This is a genomic window from Pseudomonas sp. X4 (genome assembly GCF_040784925.1).
Taxonomy (GTDB): domain Bacteria; phylum Pseudomonadota; class Gammaproteobacteria; order Pseudomonadales; family Pseudomonadaceae; genus Aquipseudomonas; species Aquipseudomonas putida_Z.
Genome location: NZ_CP160798.1, coordinates 4,980,390 through 5,005,058, shown reverse-complemented (window position 1 = coordinate 5,005,058; position 24,669 = coordinate 4,980,390). Strand labels below are relative to the sequence as shown.

Genomic DNA, 24,669 nt, shown 5'->3' with positions numbered 1-24,669 from the left:
CACACACCCATTACAGCGCAGACGTAGACATGCGCTCATCGACGAAAACCAATAGAAGATTTATGACATCCAATCTAAATGAAATCGAGAAAAGTTAGAATTAGCACCGGAGACGTATTCGCGGTTCCACTATCAACACGAGAGCCGCTTTACGGCTATATCCGGGCATATCAAGACCCCGACATAGCAATTCTCCCCATAATCTCTAGAGAAATACTATTAAACGCTTCAGATTTTGCTGATCTAACATCTTACCAAGATGTCCTGACCATACGAAAGCCCATGGATAGCGGTGAATGGCCAAGAGTCGTAAATATTCCATTCCCAAACGAAGACTCAGCATGGCCACCCCCAAGGAAGCAGGTATCTGAGATCAGGCCCGACATTCGCCTAGTTGTATCAAAGGGACAGCTTATTCCAGCCAATGTGTTTGGAAAATTCGACGAACTCCCGCCGCTTATCAAACTAAATAGCGAGGCACTCATCGAGAGAATCCTTGAGCTTTCAGAGAAATTCAAGCTAATTAATATCCATGACAGCAAGTGACCCAGAACCATTACATCTCAGAAACTAACACCAGACGGCAGCGTCCATCGCTAAAGTGCGAAAAACAAGCGGAGGCGGCGGTATAGCATTTCACCAAAACTCCTGTACCGCCGCCCCCAACTCAAGCCAGCGGTGAGGAAATACCTTGGGTCAGCTGGCCAAACTGATCAACACCGCCAGCGAGGTCTTTGTGGCCCGATCGCGACACAAGGCCGTTCCTGAAGCAAAGGCACGCCCCCTTCGCGTCGACCTCGATATTGTGCCGGGCAAAAAAGGCGGTCGCGCGCGTTGGCACAGGCGTTACTGGCCAGAAACAGATGTAGGAGCAGCCTTGTGCTGCGGAGCGCCGCGCGGGCGGCGCTCGATCTCACAGGCGCTGAAAATGTGGTGCCGGACACATGGGAGCCCTGACTCCAACCTCTCGCTCTACACCCCACAGCCAACAAAGCCAACACCTGTAAGACATTTCTGAACATGAAACCAAATGCTTCAGAATGAACCCGCTTAGGAATTATCCTACGCGCGCTGCCGAACTATCGCTGTTGTCGGGGAAACACCTCACGGATAACGTTTCCGGGTCGCTTCGGTGACCGGGCATGAGAACCCGACAGATAAGCTAGCAGCACCTCTATGGTGGCCGTACGTGGGCGGGCTTTCGCCTGGCCGGGTCTTTGCTAGCTTCTTCTCGGCTTTCTCACACCCGCGTACGGCTGCCACCTTCAATCCATGAGAAAGATTCAGGTGGTAGTTCCATTCCTCTAGAAGCTGGAATTACATAATGAAAAAGCTCGTCCCCGACCCACCCGTCAAGCTGACGTCCCGCCCCTTCTACACCATCAACCAGGACATGCCCTCGGTTGACGCTCTGATCCACACCCTTCAGCTGATGTCTGGCATCGAAGACACGCTGGACGAATTCATCTGCGCCAACGCCGGCGAGCCCGGCATCAATATGTTGGTCAATGCGGTGCATCATGTTCAGATGACCAAGGCCCTGACAGAGTTGCTGTTCCACCGACAGGCCGGGGATATCACCTGGCATTGAAGTAGAGTCGACTGGCCTCATCGCCGGCAAGCCAGCTCCCACAGGTACAGCATTGCTCTCGAGGTTGTCGCAGTACCTGTGGGAGCGGCCTTGTGTCGCGAAAGGGCCGCAACGCGGCCCCAGGGTTGATGCGCAACAGTTGAAATTGCTGGGGCTGCTTTGCAGCCCTTTCGCGACACAAGGCCGCTCCCACACAGATCGCGCCACCTTTTGGAATTTGAGCAAGACAGTTGCTCCCACGTACTGCGCATGGCTTGAAACCGATGCGGTCGATGTAGGAGCGGCGTTCCCACAGGGATCGCGTGAGATTGCCAAATCCTGCATCGCCGCACAGCTCGTCAGATCCCGCCACCTGCAAGCAATTGAGTCATCACCTCGGCCAACGCCTTGACCATCACATCCGCCGTCGGCCGGTGGACGATGACGATTTCGTAGCTGTCGACCTCCGGCAGCCCTTGCCCTGCCCCCAGCACCCGGTGCTCGCCAGTGGCCGCCCGTGGCGGCAGCAGGCTGATACCCATGCCATCGGCGACCGCTGCCTGGATGCCGCTGAGGCTGGAGCTGGTGAAGCTGATGCGCCAACGCCGGCCCATGCCTTCGATGGCGGTGATCATGTCGTCGCGGTACAGGCCGCGGGGCGGGAAGGTCACCAGCGGGATCGGGTCCAGTTCGAAGGCGGGCGTGCGCGCGCTGTCGATCCACTGCAGGCGTTCGGGCCAGCAGGCCACGCCTTCGCGGCTGTTGCGCCGCTGCTTGAGCAACACCAGGTCGAGCTCACCGTTGTCGTAGGCCTGGCTGAGGTCGCGGCACAGGCCGCTGGTCACTTCCAGCTTCACCTGCGGGTGCAGCCGGCTGAACGCCGACAGCGCATTGGTGGTACGCCCGCCCACGAAGTCCTCGGGCACGCCAAGGCGCACGGTCATGCCAACCATCGCCCCGGCCAAGGCTTCGAGCATCTGATCGTTGAGGGCCAGCATGTGCCGGGCATAGCCGAGCAGGGTCTGCCCGGCGTCGGTCGGCAGCACGTCGCGATTGCCACGCACCAGCAGACGGTGCCCAACCATATCCTCCAGGCGGCGCACCTTCTGGCTGATGGTCGATTGGGTGGAGTGCAGCCGCGCAGCAGCCGTGGTGAAGCTGCCGCAATCGGCCACCACGACAATGGCACGCAGCAGGTCGAGGTCGAACAGGGCCCTATTCGATTTCACGCTGATGGACATCTTGATATTCAACTTCTGAATGGCAAGACTGACTTCTACCACGCCACCTGCTGCACCGCAACGCGCACCGCTAGTCGCCGACTGCCACGCCTTCGCGCCGAGGGTCGGCACCACCCGACCAACCCTCGCCACTGCGCTGGATGATCTGCATGCCACTGGTCATGATCATCGGCGTCACCTCATGCCCCCAGGCTGCCAACTGGCGGATCAGTGCCGGACTGGCCAACCCCGCCTCTACTTCGGTGCCGGCATTGCGGCTGCCGAAGTTGGGCAGGCCGGCGGCCTGCTGCGGGTCGAGCTGCCAATCCAGCAGGCCGATCAGCGCCTTGTTCACGTAGCCGATGATCTGCGAGCCGCCGGGCGAGCCCAGGCTGGCCACCAGCTCGCCGGAAGCTTGCGAGAACACCAGGGTCGGCGCCATGGCCGACAGCGGCCGTTTGCCCGGTTGTACCCGGTTGGCCACAGGCTTGCCTTGTTCCCGGGGGATGAACGAGAAGTCGGTCAGGTGGTTGTTGAGCAAAAAGCCCTTGACCATAAGGTGCGAGCCGAACGCCGCTTCCACCGAAGTGGTCATGGCCAGGGCCTGGCCGCGGTCGTCCACCGCGCTGAGGTGCGAGGTGGAGATGCGCAGCGGCGAGCGGTCTGGCGCCAGGGCCAGATCGGCCCCCTGCGGCTGGCCCGGGCGGGCGCGTTTCATGCTGTACTCGCCGACCTGCGCAGCGCGGCTGGCCAGGTATGCGGAGTCGGTCAGGGCCTTGAGCGGCACCGGCACGTAATCGCTGTCGGCCAGGTACTGGGCGCGGTCGGCATAGGCCAGGCGCTCGGCCTCGGCAACCAGGTGCACGGCCAGCGGCGGGACTTCCAGCCCGGCAACCGACGAAGTGCGCAGCGGCCGCATGGCAGCAAGGTCGCGCTGTGGCGAAGCCCGCTGCAGTGCCTCCAAGATGCCCAGGGTCTGCAGCACCGTCACCCCGCCCGACGACGGCGGTGGCATGCCACAGATGCGCCAGGCCTTGTAGGGGCCGCACAGCGGCTCGCGCATCTTGGCCCGGTATTGCTGCATATCCTGCAACGACAGGTAGCCGGCATTGGCATGGCTGCGCACCTTGGCGACGATGGCGTCGGCGATCTCGCCGCTGTAGAACACTTCGGGGCCGTGCGCGGCAATCTGCTCGAAGGTTTGCGCAAGCTCGGGGTTGCGCAAGGTAGCCCCCACCGCCAGTGGCTTGCCCTGTTCATTCAGGAAGTAGCGGGCCATGGCCGGTGAACGGGCAATGAACGGGTCGCCCGCCACCAGCGTGTGAAGGCGCTCGGAAACCGCGAAACCGTTACGTGCCAGCGCAATGGCCGGGGCGAACAGGTCGCGCCAGGGCAGCTTGCCGTGCTGCTCATGGGCCAGCTTCAGGGCACGCAGAACCCCCGGTACGCCCACCGAACGCCCGCCGATCTGCGCCGCCCTGAATGGCATCGGTGAACCATCGGCTTGCAGGAACAGGTTTTCCGTCACCGCCGCCGGGGCTGCCTCGCGGCCATCGAACGCCTGTACGCGCTGCCCATCCCAGTAGAGGATGAACGCCCCGCCGCCAATGCCGCTGGATTGCGGTTCGACCAGGGTCAGCACCATCTGCATGGCGATGGCCGCGTCGATGGCGCTACCACCGGCACGCAGCATCGCCCGCCCCGCCTCGCTGGCGAGCGGGTTGGCGGCGGCGGCCATGTGCCGGCTGGCATGCACCGGCTGCAGGCCGGTGCGGTAGCCGGAGGCCAGTTCCGGTGGTGCGGGCAGCACCTGGTCGGCACAGGCCCAGCCGCTGGCAGCTACCAGGCACAAGGCGCCCATCAGGGGGGTGGAGAATGTCATCGTTGTGCTTCCTGCCATTACCTATTCAGCAAGGCACTGTCTGTCATGCGCAAACTTAACTTCAAGCCCTGGCGTGTTTTTTCTAGGATGCGGGCAGGTCATCGAGGAGCCTGCCCCATGCGTTCACTACTTGCTGCGATGCTGTTCGCCCTGTGCACCAGCCTTGCCGCCCACGCCGAGAGCACTGCCATGGACAACCGCCTGCACAACGCTGCCCGTCACGATGATGTGCGCACCCTGCAACAACTGCTGGCACAAGGTGCGCAGCTGGAGAGCCGTGACGAGCAAGGGCGCACTGCCCTGCTGGTGGCCACCCATGGCAACCAGGTTGCGGCCGCGAAAGCGCTGATCGAGGCCGGTGCCGATGTGAATGCCAAAGACAACATCGACGACAGCCCGTACCTGTATGCCGGGGCGCGTGGCCTGAACGACATCCTGCGGCTGACCTTGAGCCACGGTGCCGACCTCAAGAGCACCAACCGGTATGGAGGCACTGCGCTGATACCCGCCGCCGAACGCGGGCATGTCGAGACCGTGCAGCTGCTGATCGATGCCGGGGTGGAGGTGAACCATCTCAACCGCCTGCACTGGACTGCGCTGCTGGAGGCGGTGATCCTCGGTGACGGCGGGCCGCGGCATGTGGAGATCGTGCGCCGGCTACTGGTGGCCGGGGCGGATCGGCAGATTGCCGACAAGGATGGGGTGACCGCGCTGGAGCATGCGCGGCAGCGGGGGTATCGGGAGATGGAGGCGTTACTGGCCCGCTAGGCAAGGTTGCATGGCACGGGCTTCGCCCGTGATCGCCGGCAAGCCAGCTCCCACCAGGACCGCATCGACTCCAAGCCATGCGCGGTCCCTGTGGGAGCAACTGTTCTGTGCTGCCTGTCCTGGCCTCATCGCCGGCAAGCCAGCTCCCACAGGGATAGCGCCTGGCTCGAGGCCGATGTGGTCGAGGTGGGAGCTGGCTTGCCGGCGATGAGGCCAGGACAGGCAGCACAGGACCTCAGGCGACTTCTTCGAACGGCAGCCCTACATAGTTCTCGGCAATGTTCACCAACCCCGCCGGCGAGGTCAGGAAGTACTCGCGGTCGGCCTCCTGCATCTTCTGGTCCCAGGCATCCTTGTGGCTGCCGAAGTCATGCAGCAGCTGGGTCATGAACCAGCTGAATCGCTCGCCTTTCCACACCCGGCGCAGGGCCAGCGGCGAATACTGCTGCAGCAGGTCGGTGCGCCCTTCGCGGTACACCTTGACCAGGATGCGGTACAGGTAGTTGACGTCCGATGCCGCCAGGTTCAGGCCCTTGGCGCCGGTCGGCGGGACGATATGCGCGGCATCCCCGACCAGGAACAGCTGGCCATACTGCATCGGCTCGACCACCAGGCTGCGCAGCGGCGCGATGCTCTTTTCCAGCGCCGGGCCGGTGACCAGGCGCGCAGCCACGTCTTCGGGCAAACGTGCCTTCAGCTCCTCCCAGAAGCGCTCGTCGGACCACGCCTCTACCTGCTCTTCCAGCGGTACCTGCAGGTAGTAGCGGCTACGGGTGTGCGAACGCTGGCTGCACAGCACGAAACCGCGTTCGTGGTGGGCGTAGATCAGTTCGTGGTTCACCGGTGGCGTGTCTGACAGCATGCCCAGCCAGCCAAACGGGTAGACCCGCTCGTACTGCTTGAGGATGCCCTCGGGGATGCTCTGCCGCGAGACACCGTGGAAGCCGTCACAACCGGCAATGTAGTCGCAGTCCACCCGGTGCACCTGGCCGTCTTTTTCATAGGTCAGGTAGGGCCGTTCGCCCTTGAGTTCGTGCGGCTGGACATTGCTTGCCGAATAGATGATCGGCGCGCCGCTGGCTTCACGTGCCTGCATCAGGTCACGGGTGACTTCGGTCTGGCCGTATACCATCACGGTCTTGCCACCGGTCAGGGCCTTGAGGTCCAGGCGTTGGCGGCGCCCGCCGACCAGCAGTTCGACACCCTCGTGTACCAGGCCTTCACGGTCCATGCGCTCGGCCACACCGGCTTCACGCAGCAGGTCGACCGTGCCTTGCTCCAGCACCCCGGCACGGATGCGGCCTAGCACGTATTCGGGCGTCTGGCGTTCGACGATGACCGTATCGATACCGGCCTTGTGCAGCAGTTGGCCCAGCAGCAGGCCAGACGGACCTGCACCAATAATTGCGACCTGAGTTTTCATTGTTGTTGTCTCTGTGCGGACGATGCCGGCCCTGGACTGGCAGTGGGGCGGCATCTGCTGTTAGGGTTTGCCCTTGCATTTTTACTGGCAAAAACAGCCATTGAAGTGTGCTATCCCATGCATAACCTGCACTTTTACAAAAAACGTTCGATTAACGGACAGGCCTGCACGCATGAAATCCACCCTCCCCGGCGTCCCCTTGTTCAAGCTGTATGGCGAAAACCAGGCCTGGCCCGGCACCGACCTGCTGCACTGCGAGTCGATCCCGGCGCGTAGCCGTTTGCACCACTGGGAAATCAAGCCGCACCAGCATGCCGAGCTGTTCCAGTTGCTGTATGTGCAACGCGGCCGGGCCGAGGTGGAGGTAGAGGGGGTGCGCAGCGCCATCAGCGAAGCGGCGATCCAGGTGGTGCCGCCGATGACCGTGCATGGCTTTCGCTTCAGCGCCGATATCCAGGGGCATGTGCTGACCTTTGGCACGGCACTGGTGGCCAACCTGGAGCAGCGCCTGGGCGCGCCGCTGGCGGTGCTGGCGAAGGCGGCGTGTTACCCGCTGGGCCGGGACCGGGTGCACCTGCGCAGCCTGATCGAGACCCTGCAGCAGGAGTACCAGGGCAACGCCCCGGCGCGGGCGGCACTGCTCGAGGCGCTGGTGACGGCGCTGATGGTGTGGATCAGCCGCCGCCAGCAGCTGGGGCAGGCGCCGCGCAACCGCGATGAACGCGACCGCCAGTTGCTGGGGCAGTACCTGCGCCTGGTCGAGGCGCATTACCGTGAGCACCTGTCGGTGGAGGACTTTGCCGCGCGGCTGAATATTCCGAGTTTGCAGCTGAACCAGCTGTGCCGGGCGCTGAGTGGGCAGACCGCGCTGCAGGTGGTGCACCAGCGGTTGCTGCTGGAGGCGCGGCGCAACCTGATCTATACGCGGATGAGCATCGGGCAGTTGTCGGATAGCCTGGGCTTTACCGACCCCACCTATTTTGCCCGGTGGTTCAAGCGGTTGAGTGGGCAGACACCGAATGGGTATCGCAGGTCGGGGTTGTCTGAGTAACTTTTTCGCCTGTTCTGGCCTCTTCGCGGGTGAACCCGCTCCCACAGGGACGGCGGTGCCCTCAAGGCCTGTGCACTTCCTGTGGGAGCGGGTTTACCCGCGAAGAGGCCGGTTCAGGCAACACACATCCCGCCCCCTGCTTGACGTAAACGTCAACCTGCCCTCAGGATACCCGCATACCCCACGCCGAGCCCCAGCATGAGCACCCAGACCTACAGTATCTCCGACCTGTCCCGCGAGCTGGACATCACCACCCGCGCCATCCGCTTCTATGAGGAACAGGGCCTGCTGAGCCCCGAGCGCCGTGGACTGGAGCGTATCTATTCGGCGCGTGACAAGGTCAGCCTGAAGCTCATCCTGCGCGGCAAGCGCATCGGCTTTTCGCTGGCCGAATGCCGCGAGCTGATCGAGCTGTACGATCCCTCCAGCGGCAACCTCAAGCAGCTCAACAGCATGCTGGCGAAAATCGCCGAGCGCCGCGCCCAGCTGGAACAGCAGATGCTCGACATCCACCAGATGCAGCTGGAGCTGGACACCGCCCAGGAGCGCTGCGAACAAGCCCTGGCCGCCACCCTGAACAACAAAGACAACCGCTGAACGCCACAGGAAACCCGCCATGTCCTTGCCCAAACACGTCCGCCTGGTCGAAGTAGGCCCCCGCGACGGCCTGCAGAACGAAGCCCAGCCCATCAGCGTCGCCGACAAGGTGCGCCTGGTGAACGACCTCACCGAGGCGGGCCTGGCCTATATCGAAGTGGGCAGTTTCGTCTCGCCCAAGTGGGTACCACAGATGGCCGGCTCCGCCGAAGTGTTCGCCGGCATCCAGCAGCGCCCGGGTGTCACCTATGCGGCGCTGGCCCCCAACCTGCGCGGTTTCGAGGACGCCCTGGCCGCCGGTGTGAAGGAAGTGGCGGTGTTCGCGGCCGCCTCCGAAGCCTTCTCGCAACGCAACATCAATTGCTCGATCAGCGACAGCCTCAAGCGCTTCGAGCCGATCATGGAAGCCGCGCGCAACCACGGTATGCGCGTGCGCGGCTATGTGTCGTGCGTGCTCGGCTGCCCCTATGAAGGCAAGGTCAGCGCCGAGCAGGTCGCCCCGGTGGCCCGTGCCCTGCATGACATGGGCTGCTACGAGGTATCGCTGGGCGACACCATCGGCACCGGCACCGCCGGCGAAACCCGGCGCCTGTTCGAGGTGGTCGCGGCACAGGTACCGCGCGAGCAACTGGCCGGGCACTTCCACGATACCTATGGCCAGGCCCTGGCCAACGTGTATGCCAGCCTGCTCGAAGGCATCAGCGTGTTCGACAGCTCGGTGGCCGGGCTGGGCGGCTGCCCCTATGCCAAAGGCGCTACCGGCAATATCGCCAGTGAAGACGTGGTGTACCTGCTGCAGGGGCTGGGCATTGAGACCGGCATCGACCTGGACCTGCTGATCGCCGCCGGCCGCCGCATCAGCAGCGTGCTGGGCCGCGACAACGGGTCGCGGGTAGCGCGGGCGCGCAGCGCGCAATAAGTCATACGGGTGTCACATTGGTGTGGGTGAAGTGTTACCGCCCCCACGTTTTGCAGCAAAAAATCGGGTAACAGGGAAACAAATCGGCAGAATTTCAGGCCGGTCGATTTCGACCGAAATCGCCAAGTGCTTGATTTTAAAGGGTTTGCAAAAGTTGGCACGCACCCTGCTATATCTCTGGTACAACAACAAAAAGAATGTGACACCCAATAAAAACAACAGGTAACGGCTCTGACATAACAAGAACAACACGGCAGAGGCGTAGCAAGCAGATTTTTTTGGAGTCGACACGCTTTTCAGGGGTACGCCCCGCGGTCTGGCACAGAACAATAAAACTACCTCCAGGTAGCGGCAGCCAGGTTCGGATCAGCAATGATGAAGGCAGGTCAGCGCTCAAAAAAATACGTTTGCTCTTGACCCCGCATGGGGGTCGCCCGCAACACCAGGACAGGCTGACAAAAACAACAACAGGCCGGTCCCAATAATAAAAAAAGAGCAGGCAACAACGCTTTGAGGGGAGCTTCGGCTCCCCTCAGTGCTTCCTGCCCTCTTCCTCCTCCTGCTTTCCCTCATCCTGCCCTTCGAGCTTGTCCACCAGCAACGGCATCGTGCCCAGCACCAGCAGGGCCAGTATCGTGCTGATCAACGCCGTGGCTTCACGGCCCATGCCGGCTGCCGTACCGATGGCGGCGGTCATCCACAGCCCGGCGGCAGTGGTCAGGCCCTTCACATGGCTGGCGTCCTGGCCGTTACCCTTGAGAATGGTGCCCGCACCCAGAAAACCGATACCGGCGACAATGCCCTGGATCACCCGGCTCAGCGCCTGCTCATCGGCCCCGGCCATGCTCGGTGCCAGCACGAACAGCGCGGCGCCCAGCGAAACCAGCATATGCGTGCGCACCCCTGCGGCCTTGCCCTTGTGCTCGCGCTCGAAGCCCAGCACGGCGCCGAGCAGGGCTGCCATCAGCAGGCGTACGAGGATTTGCGTGACCTCGCGCTCGTCGGTGATATCGGCGAATTCGGCCTGGATTGCTTGCCAGATGAGGTCCATTGCTTTTCCCCTGCCTGAGTATTGCATTGCCAGGCCCGGCCTCTTCGCGGGTAAACCCGCTCCCACAGGGTTTGCACAGGTTTCAATGCAATGCAGTACCTGTGGGAGCGGGTTTACCCGCGAAGAGGCCGGGCCTGCCATCTGCAAGGGTTGACCTCCGGGCAAATGACAAAGTGCCGCTCAGCTTCCGGATGCAGCAACCCGCCCCGCCCTGTGGTCCACCCCTGTAACCCCCAGGAGGACCACTCCATGCCCATTGAAATCGACGAAACCACCCGCCGCTGCACCCTGATCGCCGAAGACCTGCGCATCGAGGGTGATGGCCCGTCCATCGAAATCGTCACCGACGAACAGCTGCGCATGTCCGTGGCCCTGCTGGCCGGCCAGCGCGTGCCCATCACCGAAGCCGAGGCCGATGCACTGACCGTGGCGGGTGCGGTGGATAGCCGCAGGCATCTGAAGGCCAGCACGCCAGGCTCGGTAATCTGAGGCCTGGCGGGGCCTGCCCGGAAATCTGATACGGTTTTTATCGCAAAATCTGAGCCTGTGCTGATAACAGCCTCAGGGCCATAGTGCTCATGCCTGATCGAGGCCTGATGAGCACCGAGCCATGAACGATAGAATCCCTTTCACAGAGATCGCCACCGCCCCAGCCAGCCCCCAGCCGCGCCGCGCCGACAATGGCATCCATACCCGCAGCTTCACCGGGCTGTACCGCAACCTGCGCATCGGCTTCGCCGGCGCCCTGTTCGTGCTGTTCTTCGGCACCGCCTGGCTGAACTGGAACGGCCGCCAGGCCGTGCTGTGGGACCTGGGCAACAGCAAATTCCACATCTTCGGCGCCACCTTCTGGCCGCAGGACTTCATCCTGCTGTCGGCGCTGCTGATCATTTGCGCCTTTGGCCTGTTCGCCATCACCGTGTATGCCGGCCGAGTGTGGTGCGGCTACAGCTGCCCGCAGAGCACCTGGACCTGGCTGTTCATGTGGTGCGAAAAGGTCACCGAGGGCGACCGCAACCAGCGCATCAAGCTGGCTTCCGCGCCCTGGAGCCTGAACAAACTGGCCCGGCGCACGCTGAAGCACAGCCTGTGGCTGGCCATTGGCGTGCTCACCGGGCTGACCTTCGTCGGCTACTTCACCCCGATCCGCCCACTGGCCGCGGAGCTGTTCACCTTGCAACTGGGCGGCGTGGCGCTGTTCTGGGTGCTGTTCTTCACCGCCGCCACCTACATCAATGCCGGCCTGCTGCGCGAAGCGGTGTGCCTGCACATGTGCCCCTATGCACGCTTCCAGAGCGTGATGTTCGACAAGGACACCCTGGCGGTCGCCTATGACCCGCGGCGCGGCGAAGCCCGTGGCCCGCGCAAGAAAGGCAGCGACCTCCGCGCCCAGGGCCTGGGCGACTGCATCGACTGCACCTTGTGCGTGCAGGTGTGCCCCACCGGCATCGATATCCGCGATGGCCTGCAAATGGCGTGCATCGGTTGCGCGGCGTGCATCGATGCCTGTGACGGGGTAATGGACAAAATGGGCTACGCCCGTGGCCTGATCGGCTACAAGTCCGAACGCAGCCTGCAAGGTGGCACCACCCATTGGCTGCGCCCGCGCCTGCTGGGCTACGCCGCCGCGCTGGGGGTGATGATCGCGGCGCTGGTGGTGGCCTTGCAGCTGCGCCCGATGGTGTCGCTGGATGTGATCAAGGACCGCGGCCTGTTCCGCGAGAATGCCCAGGGCCAGATCGAGAACATCTACCTGCTCAAGGTCATCAACAAGACCGAAAGCACCCGGCACTACCAGCTGCGCCTGCTGGACGCCGACGGCTTCAGCCTGCAGGGCAAGACCTCATTCATGATCCCGGCCGGTGAAATGAGTGAGCTGCCGGTGTCGGTGGCGATGCTCGCCGAGCGCCCGGCCAGCAGCTCGCAGACGCTGAGCTTCGAGATCAGCGAGCGCGACGACCCCGCCATCCGCAGCGTGGCCCACAGCCGCTTCGTCGCACCGCTGAACCGCTGATCCCTTACACTGACTCCACCTTGCCTGCCAGGCTTCGACAGAAGGCCAGAATGAAACGCTACGAACGCTTTGCCGACGACATCGCCGAACTGATCCGCTCCGGGGTGCTGGGCCCCGGCCAGCGCGTGCCCTCGGTGCGCTATGCCAGCCAGACCCACGGGGTCAGCCCGTCCACCGTGTTCCAGGCCTACTACCTGCTGGAGCGGCGCGGGCTGATCCGCGCCCGGCCGCGCTCGGGCTATTTCGTCAACGCCCACGCCCCGCGCCAGTTCAGCGAGCCGCAGGCATTGCAGCCGGTCAGCGAGTCCACCGACGTCGACGTCAGCGCGCTGGTGTTCTCGATCCTCGACTCGATCAAGGACCCCAACACCGTGCCGTTCGGCTCGGCCTTCCCCAGCCCCGAGCTGTTTCCGCTGCAACGCCTGTCGCGCTCGCTGGCCAGCGCCAGCCGCAGCATGGACCCGCGCATGGTGGTGACCGACCTGTCACCCGGCAACCCGCAGCTGCGCCGGCAGATTGCCCTGCGCTACATGGTTGGCGGGCTGATGTTGCCGATGGAGGAGCTGCTGATCACCAACGGCGCGCTGGAAGCCTTGAACCTGTGCCTGCAGGCCGTCACCCAGCCCGGTGACCTGGTGGCCATCGAAGCGCCCGCCTTCTATGCCTGCCTGCAGGTACTGGAGCGGCTCAAGCTCAAGGCCGTGGAAATCCCTGTGCACCCGCGCGAAGGCATGGACCTGGGCGTGCTGGCGCAAACGCTGGAGAAGCACCCGGTCAAGGCCGTGTGGTGCATGACCAACTTCCAGAACCCGGTGGGCGCCAGCATGCCGGAGGCGAAAAAGCAGGCACTGGTGGAGCTGCTGGCGCGTCATCAGGTGCCATTGATCGAAGACGACGTGTACGCCGAACTGTACTACGCGCAACAGGCACCCAAGCCGGCCAAGGCCTTCGACACCCAGGGCCTGGTGATGCACTGCGGCTCGTTCGCCAAGAGCCTGGCACCCGGCTACCGCATCGGCTGGGTGGCAGCCGGGCGCTTTGCGCAGAAGATCGAACGGCTCAAGCTGATGACCTCGCTGTGTGCCTCGATGCCGGCCCAGGCGGCCATCGCCGACTACCTGCAGCACGGTGGCTACGACCGCCACCTGCGCAAGCTGCGCTATGCCCTGGAAGGCCAGCAGGCCAACATGCTGGCGGCCATCGCCCGGCACTTTCCGGCGCAGACGCGGGTCAGCCAACCGTCCGGCGGCTACTTCCTGTGGCTGGAGCTGCCCGAACAGATGGACGCTCTCAAGCTGTTCCACATGGCCTTGGCCCAAGGCATCAGCATCGCCCCCGGGCCGATCTTCTCGCCCACCCGGCGCTTCGGCAACTGCATCCGCCTGAACTACGGCAGCCCCTGGCACGAGGATGCCGAACGGGCCATGGAAACCCTGGGGCGGATCATCCGCTCGTTCTGATGGCTGGTACCCCGGTGGGCGACTATAGTTGCCCGATCCGCTCACCGGGCCCTCGCCATGCAAGCAGATTCGCTCCCGTCATTGGCACAGCTGCAAGCGCGTGTCGCAGAACTGGAAGCTCGCCTGGCCGAGCGCGACGACACTGCACAGGCCCACAACCGGCTACTAGGCGAATTGCTCGACAACAGCCTGGCCAACGTGTTTGCTGCCGACCGCAGCATGCGCCTGATAGCGATCAACCGCATGGCCCGGGAAACCTTCGCGCATTACCGTGGTTTCGTGCCGCAGATCGGCGATTACGTGCCACAGTTCTTGCTCAACCAGCCTGACATCATGGGCCGCCTGGCACCGGTGTGGCCACGCGTGCTGGCCGGCGAAGCCTTCATCGACACCATCACCCTCGGCCCACCTGACGCCCCGCGCCATTACGAGATTCGCTACCACCCGTTGCACGATGCGCAGCAGCAAGTCCAGGGCGGGTACCTGTTCGCCTATGACATCACCGAGCGCGTGGCCGAGCAGGAACGCCTGCGCCAGGCCGAAGAAGCCCTGCGCCAGTCGCAGAAAATGGAGGCGGTCGGCCAGTTGACCGGTGGCATCGCCCACGACTTCAACAACTTGCTGGGCAGCCTGCTTGGCGCACTGGAGCTGGCAGAGCAACGCCTGGGCCAGCAACGCTTTGCCGACACCGCCCGCATGCTCGAGCTCGGCCGCAGCAACGCACTGCGCGCCTCAGCCCTGGTGCAGCGGTTGCTGGCCTTTTCGCGCCAGCAGACGCTGCTGCCACAAGCGGTGGATGTGCAGCGCCTGATCGCAGACATGCATGACCTGATCCGCAGCTCGACCGGCCCGCACATTGACTTCCAGGACCGCACGCTGACTGCGCAATGGTCGATCCGCATCGACCCGCAACAGCTGGAGAACGCCCTGCTCAACCTGTGCATCAACGCCCGTGACGCCATGCCGCTGGGCGGCACCTTGCGCATCGGTTGCGAAAACGCCGATCTCGCAGCGGCCGAAGCCAAGCGCCTGGACCTGCCGACGGGCCACTACCTGCACATTCGAGTCGAGGACACCGGCGTGGGCATGTCCAGTGAAGTGCTGCAACGCGCCCTCGAACCCTTCTTCACCACCAAGCCACTGGGCCAGGGCACCGGCCTGGGATTGTCCATGGTCTATGGCTTTGTTCGCCAGTCCGGGGGGCAGTTGCTGATCGACAGCGTCGCCGGGCAAGGCACTTGCGTTCACGTGTACCTGCCCCGAGACCGGAGCGCTCCCGCAACCTGCAACGACGAGCCAGCCACATCCGCCACCGCGCCCCTGCATGCGCGCGGGTGCCGGATCATGCTGGTGGAGGACCAACCGGCCTTGCGCCTGGTGCTGGTCGAAGTGCTGACGGAGCTGGGCTACCAGGTACAAGCTTTCGAGGGCGGCCACCCGGCGCTTGAGTCGTTGCAGGAAGGGCCGCCACCGGACTTGCTGATCACCGATGTCGGCCTGCCTGGGCGGGTTGACGGCTACCAGCTTGCAGAGGCCTACCAAAACCTTGTGGAGCATGCCCCGGTATTGCTGATTACCGGCTACGACGCTGCCGATACGGTGCACTTTGCCCGGCCCGACAGGCGCACCGAACTGCTGCACAAACCCTTCGACCTGAGCACCCTTGGCGAACGGATCGAGCGGCTGCTGGGCATTGCGCCACACCCGCCTTGACTGGCTATTCGCCTGTTGCCGAACACGCTAAAGTCTGGGCTTCATCCACTGTCGGACGTCGGCATGCCCTCCCGCGACCTGCTTTCACTGCGCCAACAAGTCGAAGCCCTGCAGCAACAGAACGCGCTGCTGGAAGCCCGCCTGGCAAGCCATCAGCAACACGACCAGGACTTCTACCGCTCGCTGTTCGACACCATGGACGAGGGCTTCTGCATCATCGAGTTCTTCGACGGCCCGCACGGCCCACTGAGCGACTATGTGCATGTGCTGGCCAATGCGGCCTATGCCAAGCACGCCGGCATCCCCAACGTGGTCGGGCAGAAACTGCGCGAGATGGTGCCCGATGAGGCAGACGACTGGGTCGCTCGTTATGGCGCGGTGCTGCGCACGGGCGAGCCGCTGCATTTCGAGCAGGAGCTGGTCGCCACCGGCCATGTGTTGTCGGTGACCACCTTCCGTGTAGAGCCGGCCGAAAAGCGCCAGGTGGCGGTACTGTTCAAGGACGTCACCGCACGCCGACGGGCAGAGCAGGCCCTGCAGCGCCTGAACGAGGAGCTGGAACAACGGGTGAATGCGGCACTGGCAGAACAGGCCAAGGCCGAGGAAGCCCTGCGCCAGGCACAGAAGATGGAAGCGGTCGGCCAGCTCAGTGGCGGCATCGCCCACGACTTCAACAACCTGCTGGGCGGCATCCTCAGTGCCCAGGAGCTGATGCGCCAACGCCTGGAACAATCCCGTTTCGACGCCCTGGAGCCGTTGCTGAAGCTGTCCAGCGACTCGGCGCAGCGGGCCTCTTCGCTGGTACACCGGCTGCTGGCATTCTCCCGTCAGCAGACCCTGCAGCCCTGCTCCACGCAGGTGGCCACGCTGGTGGGCGGCATGGAAGAGCTGCTGCGCCGCACCATCGGTCCCTCCATCACCCTGACCAGCCAATTCCCCTGCCAGCTGTGGCCGACCTTCATCGACCCGCCGCAACTGGAAAGCGCCCTGCTCAACGTGTGCATCAATGCCCGCGATGCCATGCCCGCCGGCGGCGTGATCGATATCCTCGGTGACAACCTGCTGCTCGACGACCAGCAAGCCCGTGCACTGGAACTGCCAGCTGGCGAATACGTACGGCTGAGCATCAGCGACAACGGCAATGGCATGTCGGCGGAGGTGGCCGAGCGCGCCGTCGACCCGTTCTTCACCACCAAGCCGATGGGCCACGGCACTGGGCTGGGCTTGTCGATGACCTATGGTTTCGTGCGCCAGTCGGGCGGGCAGCTACGGGTGTTGTCGACACTTGGCGAAGGCACCCGCATCGAGCTGCTGCTTCCCCGCCACCACCAGCACCCCGAAGCCTCCGCCCCCAGGCCACCGCGCACATTGCTGGAAAAAAGCAGCAGCGCCACGCAGCGTATCCTGCTGGTCGAAGACCAGGCCGCCTTGCGCGTGGTCGTCTGCGAGGTGCTGGAAGAACTGGGTTATCGGGTCGATGCATTCGAGAACGGCCCGGCCGCCCTCGCCCACCTGCAAGCTGGCGAGCGGCCAGACCTGCTGTTGAGCGATATCGGCCTGCCCGGCGGCCTGAATGGCCGCCAGTTGGCTGAACGTTGCCGCGAGCGCCATCCCGACCTCAGGGTGCTGTTCATCACTGGCTACGACGAAAGCGCGGCGCTCAGTGACGGCCAGTTGCTGCAAGGCACTCAGGTGCTGACCAAGCCGTTCGAGCTGGAAGTGCTGGCCGAACGGGTACGCACGCTGCTGGAGGATTGACCGGCGCGCTCAGCGCCCGCCGCCCAGGTCGATGAAGCTGCCGGTGGAGTACGAGGCTTTGTCCGAGAGCAGCCAGAGGATGGCCTCGGCCACTTCCTCGGGGCGCCCGCCGCGGCCCATGGGCAAGCCGGGCTCGAGCTTGCTGACCCGGTCGGGGTCGCCCGACAGCGCGTGGAACCCGGTATGGATGTAGCCTGGCCGCACACCATTTACCCGCACGCCCTCGCCTGCCACTTCCTTTGCCAGGCCAATGGTGAAGGTGTCGAGGGCGCCCTTGGAAGCGGCATAGTCCACGTATTCGTTGGGCGAGCCCAGGCGTGCGGCCACCGACGACACGTTGACGATGGCCCCGCCCGGCCCGCCGTACCGGCGTGCCATGCGCTTCAGTGCGTGCTTGGCGCAGAGCATGGGGCCGACGACGTTGGTCTTCATGACCTTGAGCAGGCGGAATTCGGACATGTCCTCGACCCGGCTTTGCTGGCCGATGGTGCCTGCGTTGTTGACCAGCGCAGTGACTGGGCCGAGTTCTTCGTCCACGCGCTGGAACAGCTGGATGACCTCATCCTCGACACTGGCGTCGGCGCGCACGGTGATGGCCTTGGCGCCCAGGGCGCGGACCTGGCCGAGGATGTCCTCGGCGGCCTGGTCGTCGGCGTGGTAGTTGATGCAGATGCGGTAGCCCTGGCGGGCGGCCAGCAGCGCCGTGGCGGCGCCGATGCCGCGGCTGGCACCGGTGATGACGATGACTTTCTCCATGGATCTGCCAATCGTTTGGAAAGGGAGCATCGACAATAGGGGAAAAGGCTGCGCGTGGGAATGACCTTTCCTGCTGCTACTGCCTGGGCGTGCCCTGCTGAGGAAACAACGTCTCGAATCGCGGCGTCGCCCGCGCAACGAAACCCAGCCCTTGGTGCATGATGAAGTAGGCAGCTATTTCATGCCGCTCGGCGAAGGCATAGCCTTCCTCCGGGCCGAGCACCATCAACAATGTATCGAGGGCATCGGCACGCAGCACCGAAGGGTCGACCACCGACACTGCCGCCAGCGCGTGCTTGACCGGCCTGCCGACACGGGGGTCGAAGGTGTGCGAATAGCGCTGGCCACCTTCCTTGAAATAGTTGCGGTAATCGCCGGCGGTGGCAACGCCGTAGCCATCCAGGGCGATGGCGCGCTCCACTTGCTGCTCGCCCCCGCCACTCGGCACCTCGAGGGCGATGCGCCAGGGCGAGCCATCCGGCTTGCGGCCGACGCCCTTGAGTTCACCGGTGATCTCGACCAGATAGGCCTGGATACCCAGGGCCGCAAGCCGGTCACCCACCCGATCCACTGCATAACCGGCGAGCATGCTGTCGAAATCCAGCTGCGCCGCCACATCCTTGCACAGCTTTTCTCCATCCAGGTGCAAGTGCTGCAACCCTACCCGTGCCTGCTCCCGTGCCAGTGCGCTGGCGTCCGGCACCTGCCTGCCGCGTGACTGCGGGCCGAAGCCCCAGAGGTTCATCAATGGCAAGACCGTCAGGTCGAAAGCCCCGCCACTCTCGCGGAACAGAGACACACCGTACACCAGCAAATGCTGCATCTCTTCCGGCACCGCCTGACAGGCGCCGGCCGGCAGAGCGTTGAAGCGGGCAACCACGGAATCGCCGCGCCAGTTGGAAAACTGCTTGTCGAGCGCCTCGAGAATCCTCTCGACTTCGGCCTTTACCTGCTGCGCGCCGGGCGCCTGCGCGGTGGGTACGTACTGGATCGAATACGTGCTGCCCATGGTCGGCCCGCCAAAGCGTTCAATCCTATCGCCGCAGCCATACAGCAATGTCACCAGCATCACCAGCAGGCTTGCGCGCATCATTCGACACCTCGCCGACTCTGGCCGCCCGTTCGCGGCGCAGGTTATTTCACCAGAATTGCGAGATGGCAATTGGCCTACCGTTCATCAGCAAACCTGGTCAAAAACCGAACAAAATCCTCATCGAGCACTCTGATCTGCGCGGGTGATCAATCATCCCCCCTCCCTTTCCGCTTAACGTCCCGGAAGCAATAAAACAACCATGTGCATAAGCGCACAGGGGCGTTCATTGCCCAAAAATTGGAGGACAGTAAATGTCTAGCCATTCGTTGCAGAGCGTCGAACGCCTGCAGAGCCGCATCCGCGCCCAGCGTCAGCCGCAACAGAAACCTTTCTGGCGCCGTCTGCTGGCCATCGCCTCATCCTCTCAGCGTAGTTGGCATGGAGGGATCGAGCTCAGGGGATACAAGGAACTGTCCAACGCCACCCCGGTTGCCCCGGTCGCAATCGGAAAAATCCAGCTGGCGATCCCGCTCGGGCGGGGTCGGCGGTTTGTCCAGCCTTGCGTGCAGCCGGGGCAGCATGTTAGCAAGGGCGAAGTGATCGGTATTGGCGACAACACCACCGCCTGGGTGCATGCCAGTACTTCCGGCATCGTGGAACGGATCGATCACGTCTTCGCGGCCGACTCGGCCGAGCCGGTCATGGCCGTCATCCTGAACGCAGATGGCCTGGATGAGTGGCTCGAACGCCCGGCGCCGGGCCTGCCGCAAACGCCAGAGGCGCTGGTCGAGCGCGCATTGCAGATGGGCATAGTCGGCCTTGGTGGTGCGGGGTTCCCGACTGCCCTCAAGCTGGCCGGCGCACAGCAGCCCGATCTGCTGCTGATCAACGGTGCCGAATGCGAGCCCTTCCTTACCTGCGATGACCGCCTCATGCGTGAGAATGCCGAAGCGTTGATCGAGGCCGCCGACTATGTCGCCGCGCTGCTGGGAATAACGACTACCCGTTTCGGCATCGAAACCAACAAGCCGGAGGCGATGACCACGTTACGTGCCGCCGCTCGCCAAGCGCGCACCCGGGTCGAGATTTGTCCACTTCCGGAGCGTTACCCGGCAGGTGGGCAGCCGTTGATGATCAAGAGCCTCAGTGGCCGCAACCTGGCCCCGGGGAGCCGCCCCGCCGATATCGGCGTGCTGGCGCTGAATGTCGCAACCCTCTACGCACTGGGCCGGGCCGTCTTCCAGGGCGAACCACTGACCAGCCGCGTGCTGACCCTGACCGGTGACTGCGAGCGCCCGGGCAATGTGCGGGTGCCGGTGGGTTACCCGGTCAGCGAACTGCGCGCGATTGCTGGCGCGTCCTCCACTGGGCAGCTGACCCAGGTCGGCGGCCCGATGATGGGGCAGCCGCTACCGGACGCCAACGCCTTCGTCAGCAAGACCAGCAGTTGCCTGATATTCGGCGCCGAGCGCTACCTGCCGGCTGCTCGCCCCGCCAGCAGTTGCATTCGCTGCACGCGCTGCGTGGATGTCTGCCCGATGTCGCTGCGGCCGCTGGACCTCTACGCTGCTGCCGAACGCCTGGACAAGGCCAGCCTGCAACAGCTGCGCCTGGACGCCTGCATCGAATGCGGCAGCTGCAGCAGCATCTGCCCGAGCAATATCCCGCTGCGCGAACGCTTCCGCCAGAGCAAGACGGAGGTCCGCGCATGAGCCTGATACGCCACCCCATCCCGCAACGGCTGCGCACGGTGATGCTGCTGGTCGTCCTGTGCCTGCTGCCGGGCACCGTCCTGTATGCCTGGCAATTCGGTGTCGTGGTCTGGTTGCAGACCTTCTGGTGCGTGCTGTTCGCCCTGGGCTTCGAAGCCGCCCTGCTGCGCCTGCGCGGGCATGACGTACGCAAGGGTTTGAGCGACCTCAGCTGGCTGGTGCTGGGCCTGATACTGGCTCGGGCATTGCCGCTGATGGTGCCGTTGTGGATGATCGCCCTGGCCAGCTTTGCCGCTCTGGCACTGTGCAAGCACGCCAGTGGAGGCCTTGGCCGCAACCGCCTCAACCCTGCCATGGTTGGCCTGGGAGTGGTTGCCATCTGCTTCTACCAGCAGTTGTACCCCGCGCCATCGAACCATGCCCCCTGGACCGCAGCCCTGGACGCCAAGGCGGTTCTGCTGCAACAGCTACAGTTGGCGCCACGCCTGGAACTCGATGCGTTCGCTGGCGCCACTCAACTGGCGCAGAACGAGTTCACCCATGTCACCCACAACCTGTCGGGGTACGGCTACATTGCCGGCGGTTTGCTGCTGGCTTCGCTGCGGGTGATCCGCATCGAGATTCCGCTGGCGATGATCGCGAGCACAGTATTGCTGTGCATGGCCGCCGGCCACAGCCTGCAGGAAGCCGTGTACAACCTCAGCCTCGGCGGCTATCTCTTCACCGCCTTCTTCATCGCCACCGATCCGGTCACCAGCCCCGATACCCGCGCCGGTCGCATCCTCTTCGGCGTGACCGTCGGCACGCTGACCGAGCTGATTCGCGAGTTCGGGCTGTACGCCGATGGCCTCTGCTTCGCCGTGCTGGCCGGCAACCTGCTGGTGCCGCAAATCGACCGGTTGGTGCTGCGCATGCAGCGGCCCTGGTACGCAGCAGCGAGTGCCTGACCTGGCATTTGGCACTGAGCCCGGGCCTTGTTCTGGCCCGGCTCAGTGCCCTGCCGACGCCGGCCCCGCCTTGGCGGTAAAGGGCGGTTTGGCGAACCACACCAGCAGGATCAACCCGGCAAACACCCAGGTCATCAGGGTGAAGTAGTCCACCGTCGACATCATGTACGCCTGCCCGTTGAGTATCTGCTCCAGCTGCGCATAGCTCTGCGGGCTGGCCCCGCCCAGCTGCTCCAGGGTATGCCGCGTGGCCGGGTCGAACTGGCTGATGTGCTCGCTCAGGTAGGCATGGTGCTGGTCCGCCCGGCGAATCCAGATCCAGGTGGTCAGCGACGCCGCGAAACTGCCGCCCAAGGTACGCAGGAAGGTCGCCAGGCCCGAGCCATCGGCAATCTGCTGCGGTGGCAGGTCGGACAGCAGGATGCTCAAGGTCGGCATGAAGAACAGCGCCACGCCAATACCCATGAACAGCTGCACCAGCGCCACATGCTGGAAGTCCACCTCGCTGGTGAACCCGGCACGCATGTAGCAGCTGCTGCCGATCGCCAGGAACGCCAGCCCGGCCAGCACACGCAGGTCGAAGCGGTGCGCGTACTTGCCCACGAACGGCGACATGAGCACCGGCAACAGGCCGATCGGCGCCACCGCCAGGCCGGCCCAGGTAGCGGTATAGCCCATCTGCGTCTGCAGCCACTGCGGCAGGATCAGGTTGATGCCGAAGAACCCGGCATAGCCCCCTACCAGCACGATGGTGCCGACGCGGAAGTTGCGGTGCGCGAACAGGCGCAGGTTGACCACCGGGTGACGGTCGGTCAGTTCCCAGATCACGAACACCGCCAGGAACACCAGCGAGATCAGGCTGCCGACAATGATGAACGACGACTCGAACCAGTCCAGGTCATTGCCTTTGTCCAGCACCACCTGCAACGCGCCAACGCCGATGACCAGCGTCAGCAGGCCGATGTAGTCCATTGGCTGGCGGCTGGTGACCACCGGCCGGGTGCGCATCTGCTGGCGCACCACGGCGGCGGCGAACAGGCCGATGGGCACGTTGATGAAGAAGATCCACGGCCAGCTGTAGCTGTCGGTGATCCAGCCCCCGAGAATCGGCCCGGCAATCGGCGCCACCACCGTGACCATCGCCAGCAGCGCCAGGGCCATGCCGCGCTTGGCCGGCGGGTAGACGGCGATCAGCAAGGTCTGGGTCATCGGGTACAACGGCCCGGCCACCACGCCCTGCAACACGCGAAAACCGACCAGTTCCGGCATCGACTGGGCGATACCGCACAGGAACGAGGCCAGCACGAACAGCAGCGTGGCCCAGATGAACAGCTTCACCTCGCCAAACCGCCGGCTGAGCCAGCCGGTCAGCGGCAAGGCGATGGCGTTGCTCACCGCGAACGAAGTGATGACCCAGGTGCCCTGCTCGTAGCTCACCCCCAGGTTGCCGGAAATGGTCGGCAAGGCCACGTTGGCGATGGTGGTGTCGAGCACCTGCATGAACGTCGCCAGCGACAGGCCGATGGTGGTCAGCAGCAGGCTCGGTGGCGTGAACTGGGCAGCAGCGTTGTTGCTCATCGCTGGGCCGTCTTGCCGGTTGCGCTGTTTTCGTGGATCAGCCGGGCGATCAGGTTGTCGGCTTCGACCAGCTGGCGGTCATACACCTGGGTGGTGTAGCTGGCCTGCTGCGGTGGCTGCTGGGCCAAGGCCGGGCCGCTCTGGTCGTGCAGGTCGACCTCGACCACGGTGGACAGGCCGATGCGCAGCGGGTGGTCCTTGAGCTGGTCGGGGCTGAGGTGGATGCGTACCGGCACGCGCTGGACGATCTTGATCCAGTTACCAGTGGCATTCTGCGCCGGCAACAGGGCGAAGGCGCTGCCGGTGCCGGCGCCAAGGCTGTCGACCGTGCCGCTGTACCTGACCTCGCTGCCGTACAGGTCGGCGCTGATCTGCACCGGCTGGCCGATACGCATGTCGCGTAGCTGGGTTTCCTTGAAGTTGGCGTCGATCCACACCTGGTCCAGCGGGATCACCGCCATGGTCGCGGTGCCCGGTTGCAGGCGCTGGCCCAGCTGCACGGTACGCTTGGCGACGTAGCCGGTGACCGGTGCCACCAGGGTGGTGCGGGCATGGTCGAGGTAGGCCTGGCGCAGGTCGGCGGCGGCGGCCATCACCTCGGGGTGCGAGGACACCACGGTGTCGTCGACCAGCGCGCTGCTGGTGCTGAGCTGTTGGCGCGCACTGTTGACGGCGGCCTCGGCCACGCTCAGGTCATCGCGGGCATGGGACAATTCTTCCGCGGCAATCGCACCGCTGTCGGCCAGCACCTTGCGCCGGTTGAAGTCCTGGCGGGCCTTGCGCAGCTCGGCCTGGCGGGTTTCCAGCTGCGCCTTGAGCGCGTCGACGTTGCTGTACAACCCGCGCACCTGGCGCACGCTGCGCGCCAGCCTGGCTTCGGCGGACTGCAAGGCCACCTGGCTGTCGGCCGGGTCGAATTGCAGCAATACCTGGCCGGCGTGGACCAGGTCGCCGTCATCGGCACCGATGCTGGTGACGGTGCCGGTGACCAGCGGGGTGATCTCTACCACGTTGCCGTTGACGTAGGCATCGTCGGTGCTTTCGTGCCAGCGCCCGACCAGGCTGTACCAGGCCCAGGCTCCGACGCCGGCAAGGATCAGCAGCAACACCAGGCCAAGCAGCCAGGCCTTGCGCTTGCGCGACGGTTCGGGCGCGGCGGAGGGAGTCGGGGTGTCTGCGGGAGTGGCCATGACAATACCTTGGAAAATTCGTGACAG

The 24,669-nt window shown here is 64.3% G+C and carries 21 protein-coding genes; 13 read left to right on the top strand and 8 right to left on the bottom strand.

Translation table 11 applies throughout. The annotated features are described in order from the left end of the window. The first annotated feature begins 78 nt into the window (after positions 1-78). Together ABX298_RS22340 and ABX298_RS22335 are read left to right on the top strand one after the other, a co-directional pair. A complete protein-coding gene (locus ABX298_RS22340) occupies positions 79-546 on the top strand; it encodes a hypothetical protein (RefSeq protein ID WP_367393656.1) in 468 nt (155 codons plus the stop codon). Between the two features lie 778 nt (positions 547-1,324). Continuing rightward, entirely contained in the window at positions 1,325-1,591 is a 267-nt protein-coding gene (locus tag ABX298_RS22335; RefSeq protein WP_075045036.1) for a hypothetical protein, read from the top strand. Positions 1,592-1,929: 338 nt separating this feature from the next. Here the strand turns inward: ABX298_RS22335 and ABX298_RS22330 are convergent, their stop codons facing one another. Both ABX298_RS22330 and ggt read right to left on the bottom strand, forming a co-directional pair. After that, complete coding sequence (locus ABX298_RS22330; RefSeq protein WP_085591441.1) at positions 1,930-2,811, bottom strand: LysR substrate-binding domain-containing protein; 882 nt, start codon at positions 2,809-2,811, stop codon at positions 1,930-1,932. A 70-nt stretch (positions 2,812-2,881) separates the two neighbouring features. Further along, entirely contained in the window at positions 2,882-4,672 is a 1,791-nt protein-coding gene (gene ggt, locus ABX298_RS22325) for a gamma-glutamyltransferase (RefSeq protein ID WP_367393655.1), read from the bottom strand. Between the two features lie 117 nt (positions 4,673-4,789). Between ggt and ABX298_RS22320 the strand changes: the two genes are divergently transcribed. Next, on the top strand, positions 4,790-5,440 hold the full coding sequence (locus ABX298_RS22320; RefSeq protein ID WP_286101774.1) for an ankyrin repeat domain-containing protein: 651 nt from the start codon (positions 4,790-4,792) through the stop codon (positions 5,438-5,440). Positions 5,441-5,675: 235 nt separating this feature from the next. Here the strand turns inward: ABX298_RS22320 and pobA are convergent, their stop codons facing one another. Further along, positions 5,676-6,863, bottom strand: coding sequence for a 4-hydroxybenzoate 3-monooxygenase (gene pobA, locus ABX298_RS22315; protein WP_075045032.1), 1,188 nt, complete (start codon positions 6,861-6,863; stop codon positions 5,676-5,678). 172 nt (positions 6,864-7,035) lie between these two features. Here pobA and ABX298_RS22310 point away from each other — a divergent pair, with 172 nt between their 5' ends. From ABX298_RS22310 to ABX298_RS22300, 3 genes are all read left to right on the top strand, one after another. Further along, complete coding sequence (locus ABX298_RS22310; RefSeq protein WP_075045031.1) at positions 7,036-7,914, top strand: helix-turn-helix domain-containing protein; 879 nt, start codon at positions 7,036-7,038, stop codon at positions 7,912-7,914. Positions 7,915-8,112: 198 nt separating this feature from the next. Beyond that, entirely contained in the window at positions 8,113-8,511 is a 399-nt protein-coding gene (locus tag ABX298_RS22305; protein ID WP_013972930.1) for a MerR family DNA-binding transcriptional regulator, read from the top strand. Positions 8,512-8,530: 19 nt separating this feature from the next. Further along, positions 8,531-9,430: a hydroxymethylglutaryl-CoA lyase gene (locus ABX298_RS22300; protein WP_367393654.1), complete on the top strand. Its 900-nt coding sequence runs from the start codon at positions 8,531-8,533 to the stop codon at positions 9,428-9,430. Between the two features lie 532 nt (positions 9,431-9,962). Here the strand turns inward: ABX298_RS22300 and ABX298_RS22295 are convergent. Then, positions 9,963-10,481 carry an MgtC/SapB family protein gene (locus ABX298_RS22295; RefSeq protein WP_013972932.1) on the bottom strand — a complete coding sequence of 173 codons (519 nt, stop codon included), beginning with the start codon at positions 10,479-10,481 and terminating at the stop codon, positions 9,963-9,965. A 249-nt stretch (positions 10,482-10,730) separates the two neighbouring features. On the opposite strand from ABX298_RS22295, the gene ABX298_RS22290 reads away from it, so the two are divergent. The 5 genes from ABX298_RS22290 to ABX298_RS22270 all read left to right on the top strand — a co-directional run bounded on the left by ABX298_RS22290 (position 10,731) and on the right by ABX298_RS22270 (position 17,426). After that, complete coding sequence (locus ABX298_RS22290; RefSeq protein WP_013972933.1) at positions 10,731-10,970, top strand: DUF3203 family protein; 240 nt, start codon at positions 10,731-10,733, stop codon at positions 10,968-10,970. A 121-nt stretch (positions 10,971-11,091) separates the two neighbouring features. After that, positions 11,092-12,495, top strand: a complete 1,404-nt coding sequence (gene ccoG / locus ABX298_RS22285; RefSeq protein ID WP_238066443.1) for a cytochrome c oxidase accessory protein CcoG — start codon at positions 11,092-11,094, stop codon at positions 12,493-12,495. 50 nt (positions 12,496-12,545) lie between these two features. Beyond that, a complete protein-coding gene (gene mapR, locus ABX298_RS22280; protein ID WP_013972935.1) occupies positions 12,546-13,955 on the top strand; it encodes a GntR family transcriptional regulator MpaR in 1,410 nt (469 codons plus the stop codon). A gap of 57 nt (positions 13,956-14,012) precedes the next feature. After that, on the top strand, positions 14,013-15,668 hold the full coding sequence (locus tag ABX298_RS22275) for an ATP-binding protein (protein WP_367393653.1): 1,656 nt from the start codon (positions 14,013-14,015) through the stop codon (positions 15,666-15,668). Positions 15,669-15,731: 63 nt separating this feature from the next. Further along, positions 15,732-17,426 (top strand): response regulator, encoded by a 1,695-nt coding sequence (locus ABX298_RS22270; RefSeq protein ID WP_367393652.1) that lies wholly within the window; start codon positions 15,732-15,734, stop codon positions 17,424-17,426. Positions 17,427-17,435: 9 nt separating this feature from the next. Here the strand turns inward: ABX298_RS22270 and ABX298_RS22265 are convergent, their stop codons facing one another. Both ABX298_RS22265 and ABX298_RS22260 read right to left on the bottom strand, forming a co-directional pair. Further along, positions 17,436-18,182, bottom strand: a complete 747-nt coding sequence (locus ABX298_RS22265) for an SDR family oxidoreductase (RefSeq protein WP_061305325.1) — start codon at positions 18,180-18,182, stop codon at positions 17,436-17,438. A 76-nt stretch (positions 18,183-18,258) separates the two neighbouring features. Further along, complete coding sequence (locus tag ABX298_RS22260) at positions 18,259-19,275, bottom strand: FAD:protein FMN transferase (RefSeq protein WP_317409164.1); 1,017 nt, start codon at positions 19,273-19,275, stop codon at positions 18,259-18,261. Between the two features lie 251 nt (positions 19,276-19,526). Between ABX298_RS22260 and rsxC the strand changes: the two genes are divergently transcribed. Next, complete coding sequence (gene rsxC, locus ABX298_RS22255; protein WP_317409163.1) at positions 19,527-20,927, top strand: electron transport complex subunit RsxC; 1,401 nt, start codon at positions 19,527-19,529, stop codon at positions 20,925-20,927. Continuing rightward, positions 20,924-21,874, top strand: coding sequence for an RnfABCDGE type electron transport complex subunit D (locus ABX298_RS22250; protein WP_317409162.1), 951 nt, complete (start codon positions 20,924-20,926; stop codon positions 21,872-21,874). The genes rsxC and ABX298_RS22250 overlap by 4 nt, the downstream gene beginning before the upstream one ends. 42 nt (positions 21,875-21,916) lie before the next feature. On the opposite strand, the gene ABX298_RS22245 is transcribed toward ABX298_RS22250, so the two are convergent. Then, entirely contained in the window at positions 21,917-23,452 is a 1,536-nt protein-coding gene (locus ABX298_RS22245) for a DHA2 family efflux MFS transporter permease subunit (protein WP_025338877.1), read from the bottom strand. Further along, complete coding sequence (locus ABX298_RS22240; protein WP_137163741.1) at positions 23,449-24,642, bottom strand: HlyD family efflux transporter periplasmic adaptor subunit; 1,194 nt, start codon at positions 24,640-24,642, stop codon at positions 23,449-23,451. Before ABX298_RS22240 ends, ABX298_RS22245 begins: the two co-directional genes overlap by 4 nt. Between the last annotated feature and the right edge of the window lie 27 nt (positions 24,643-24,669).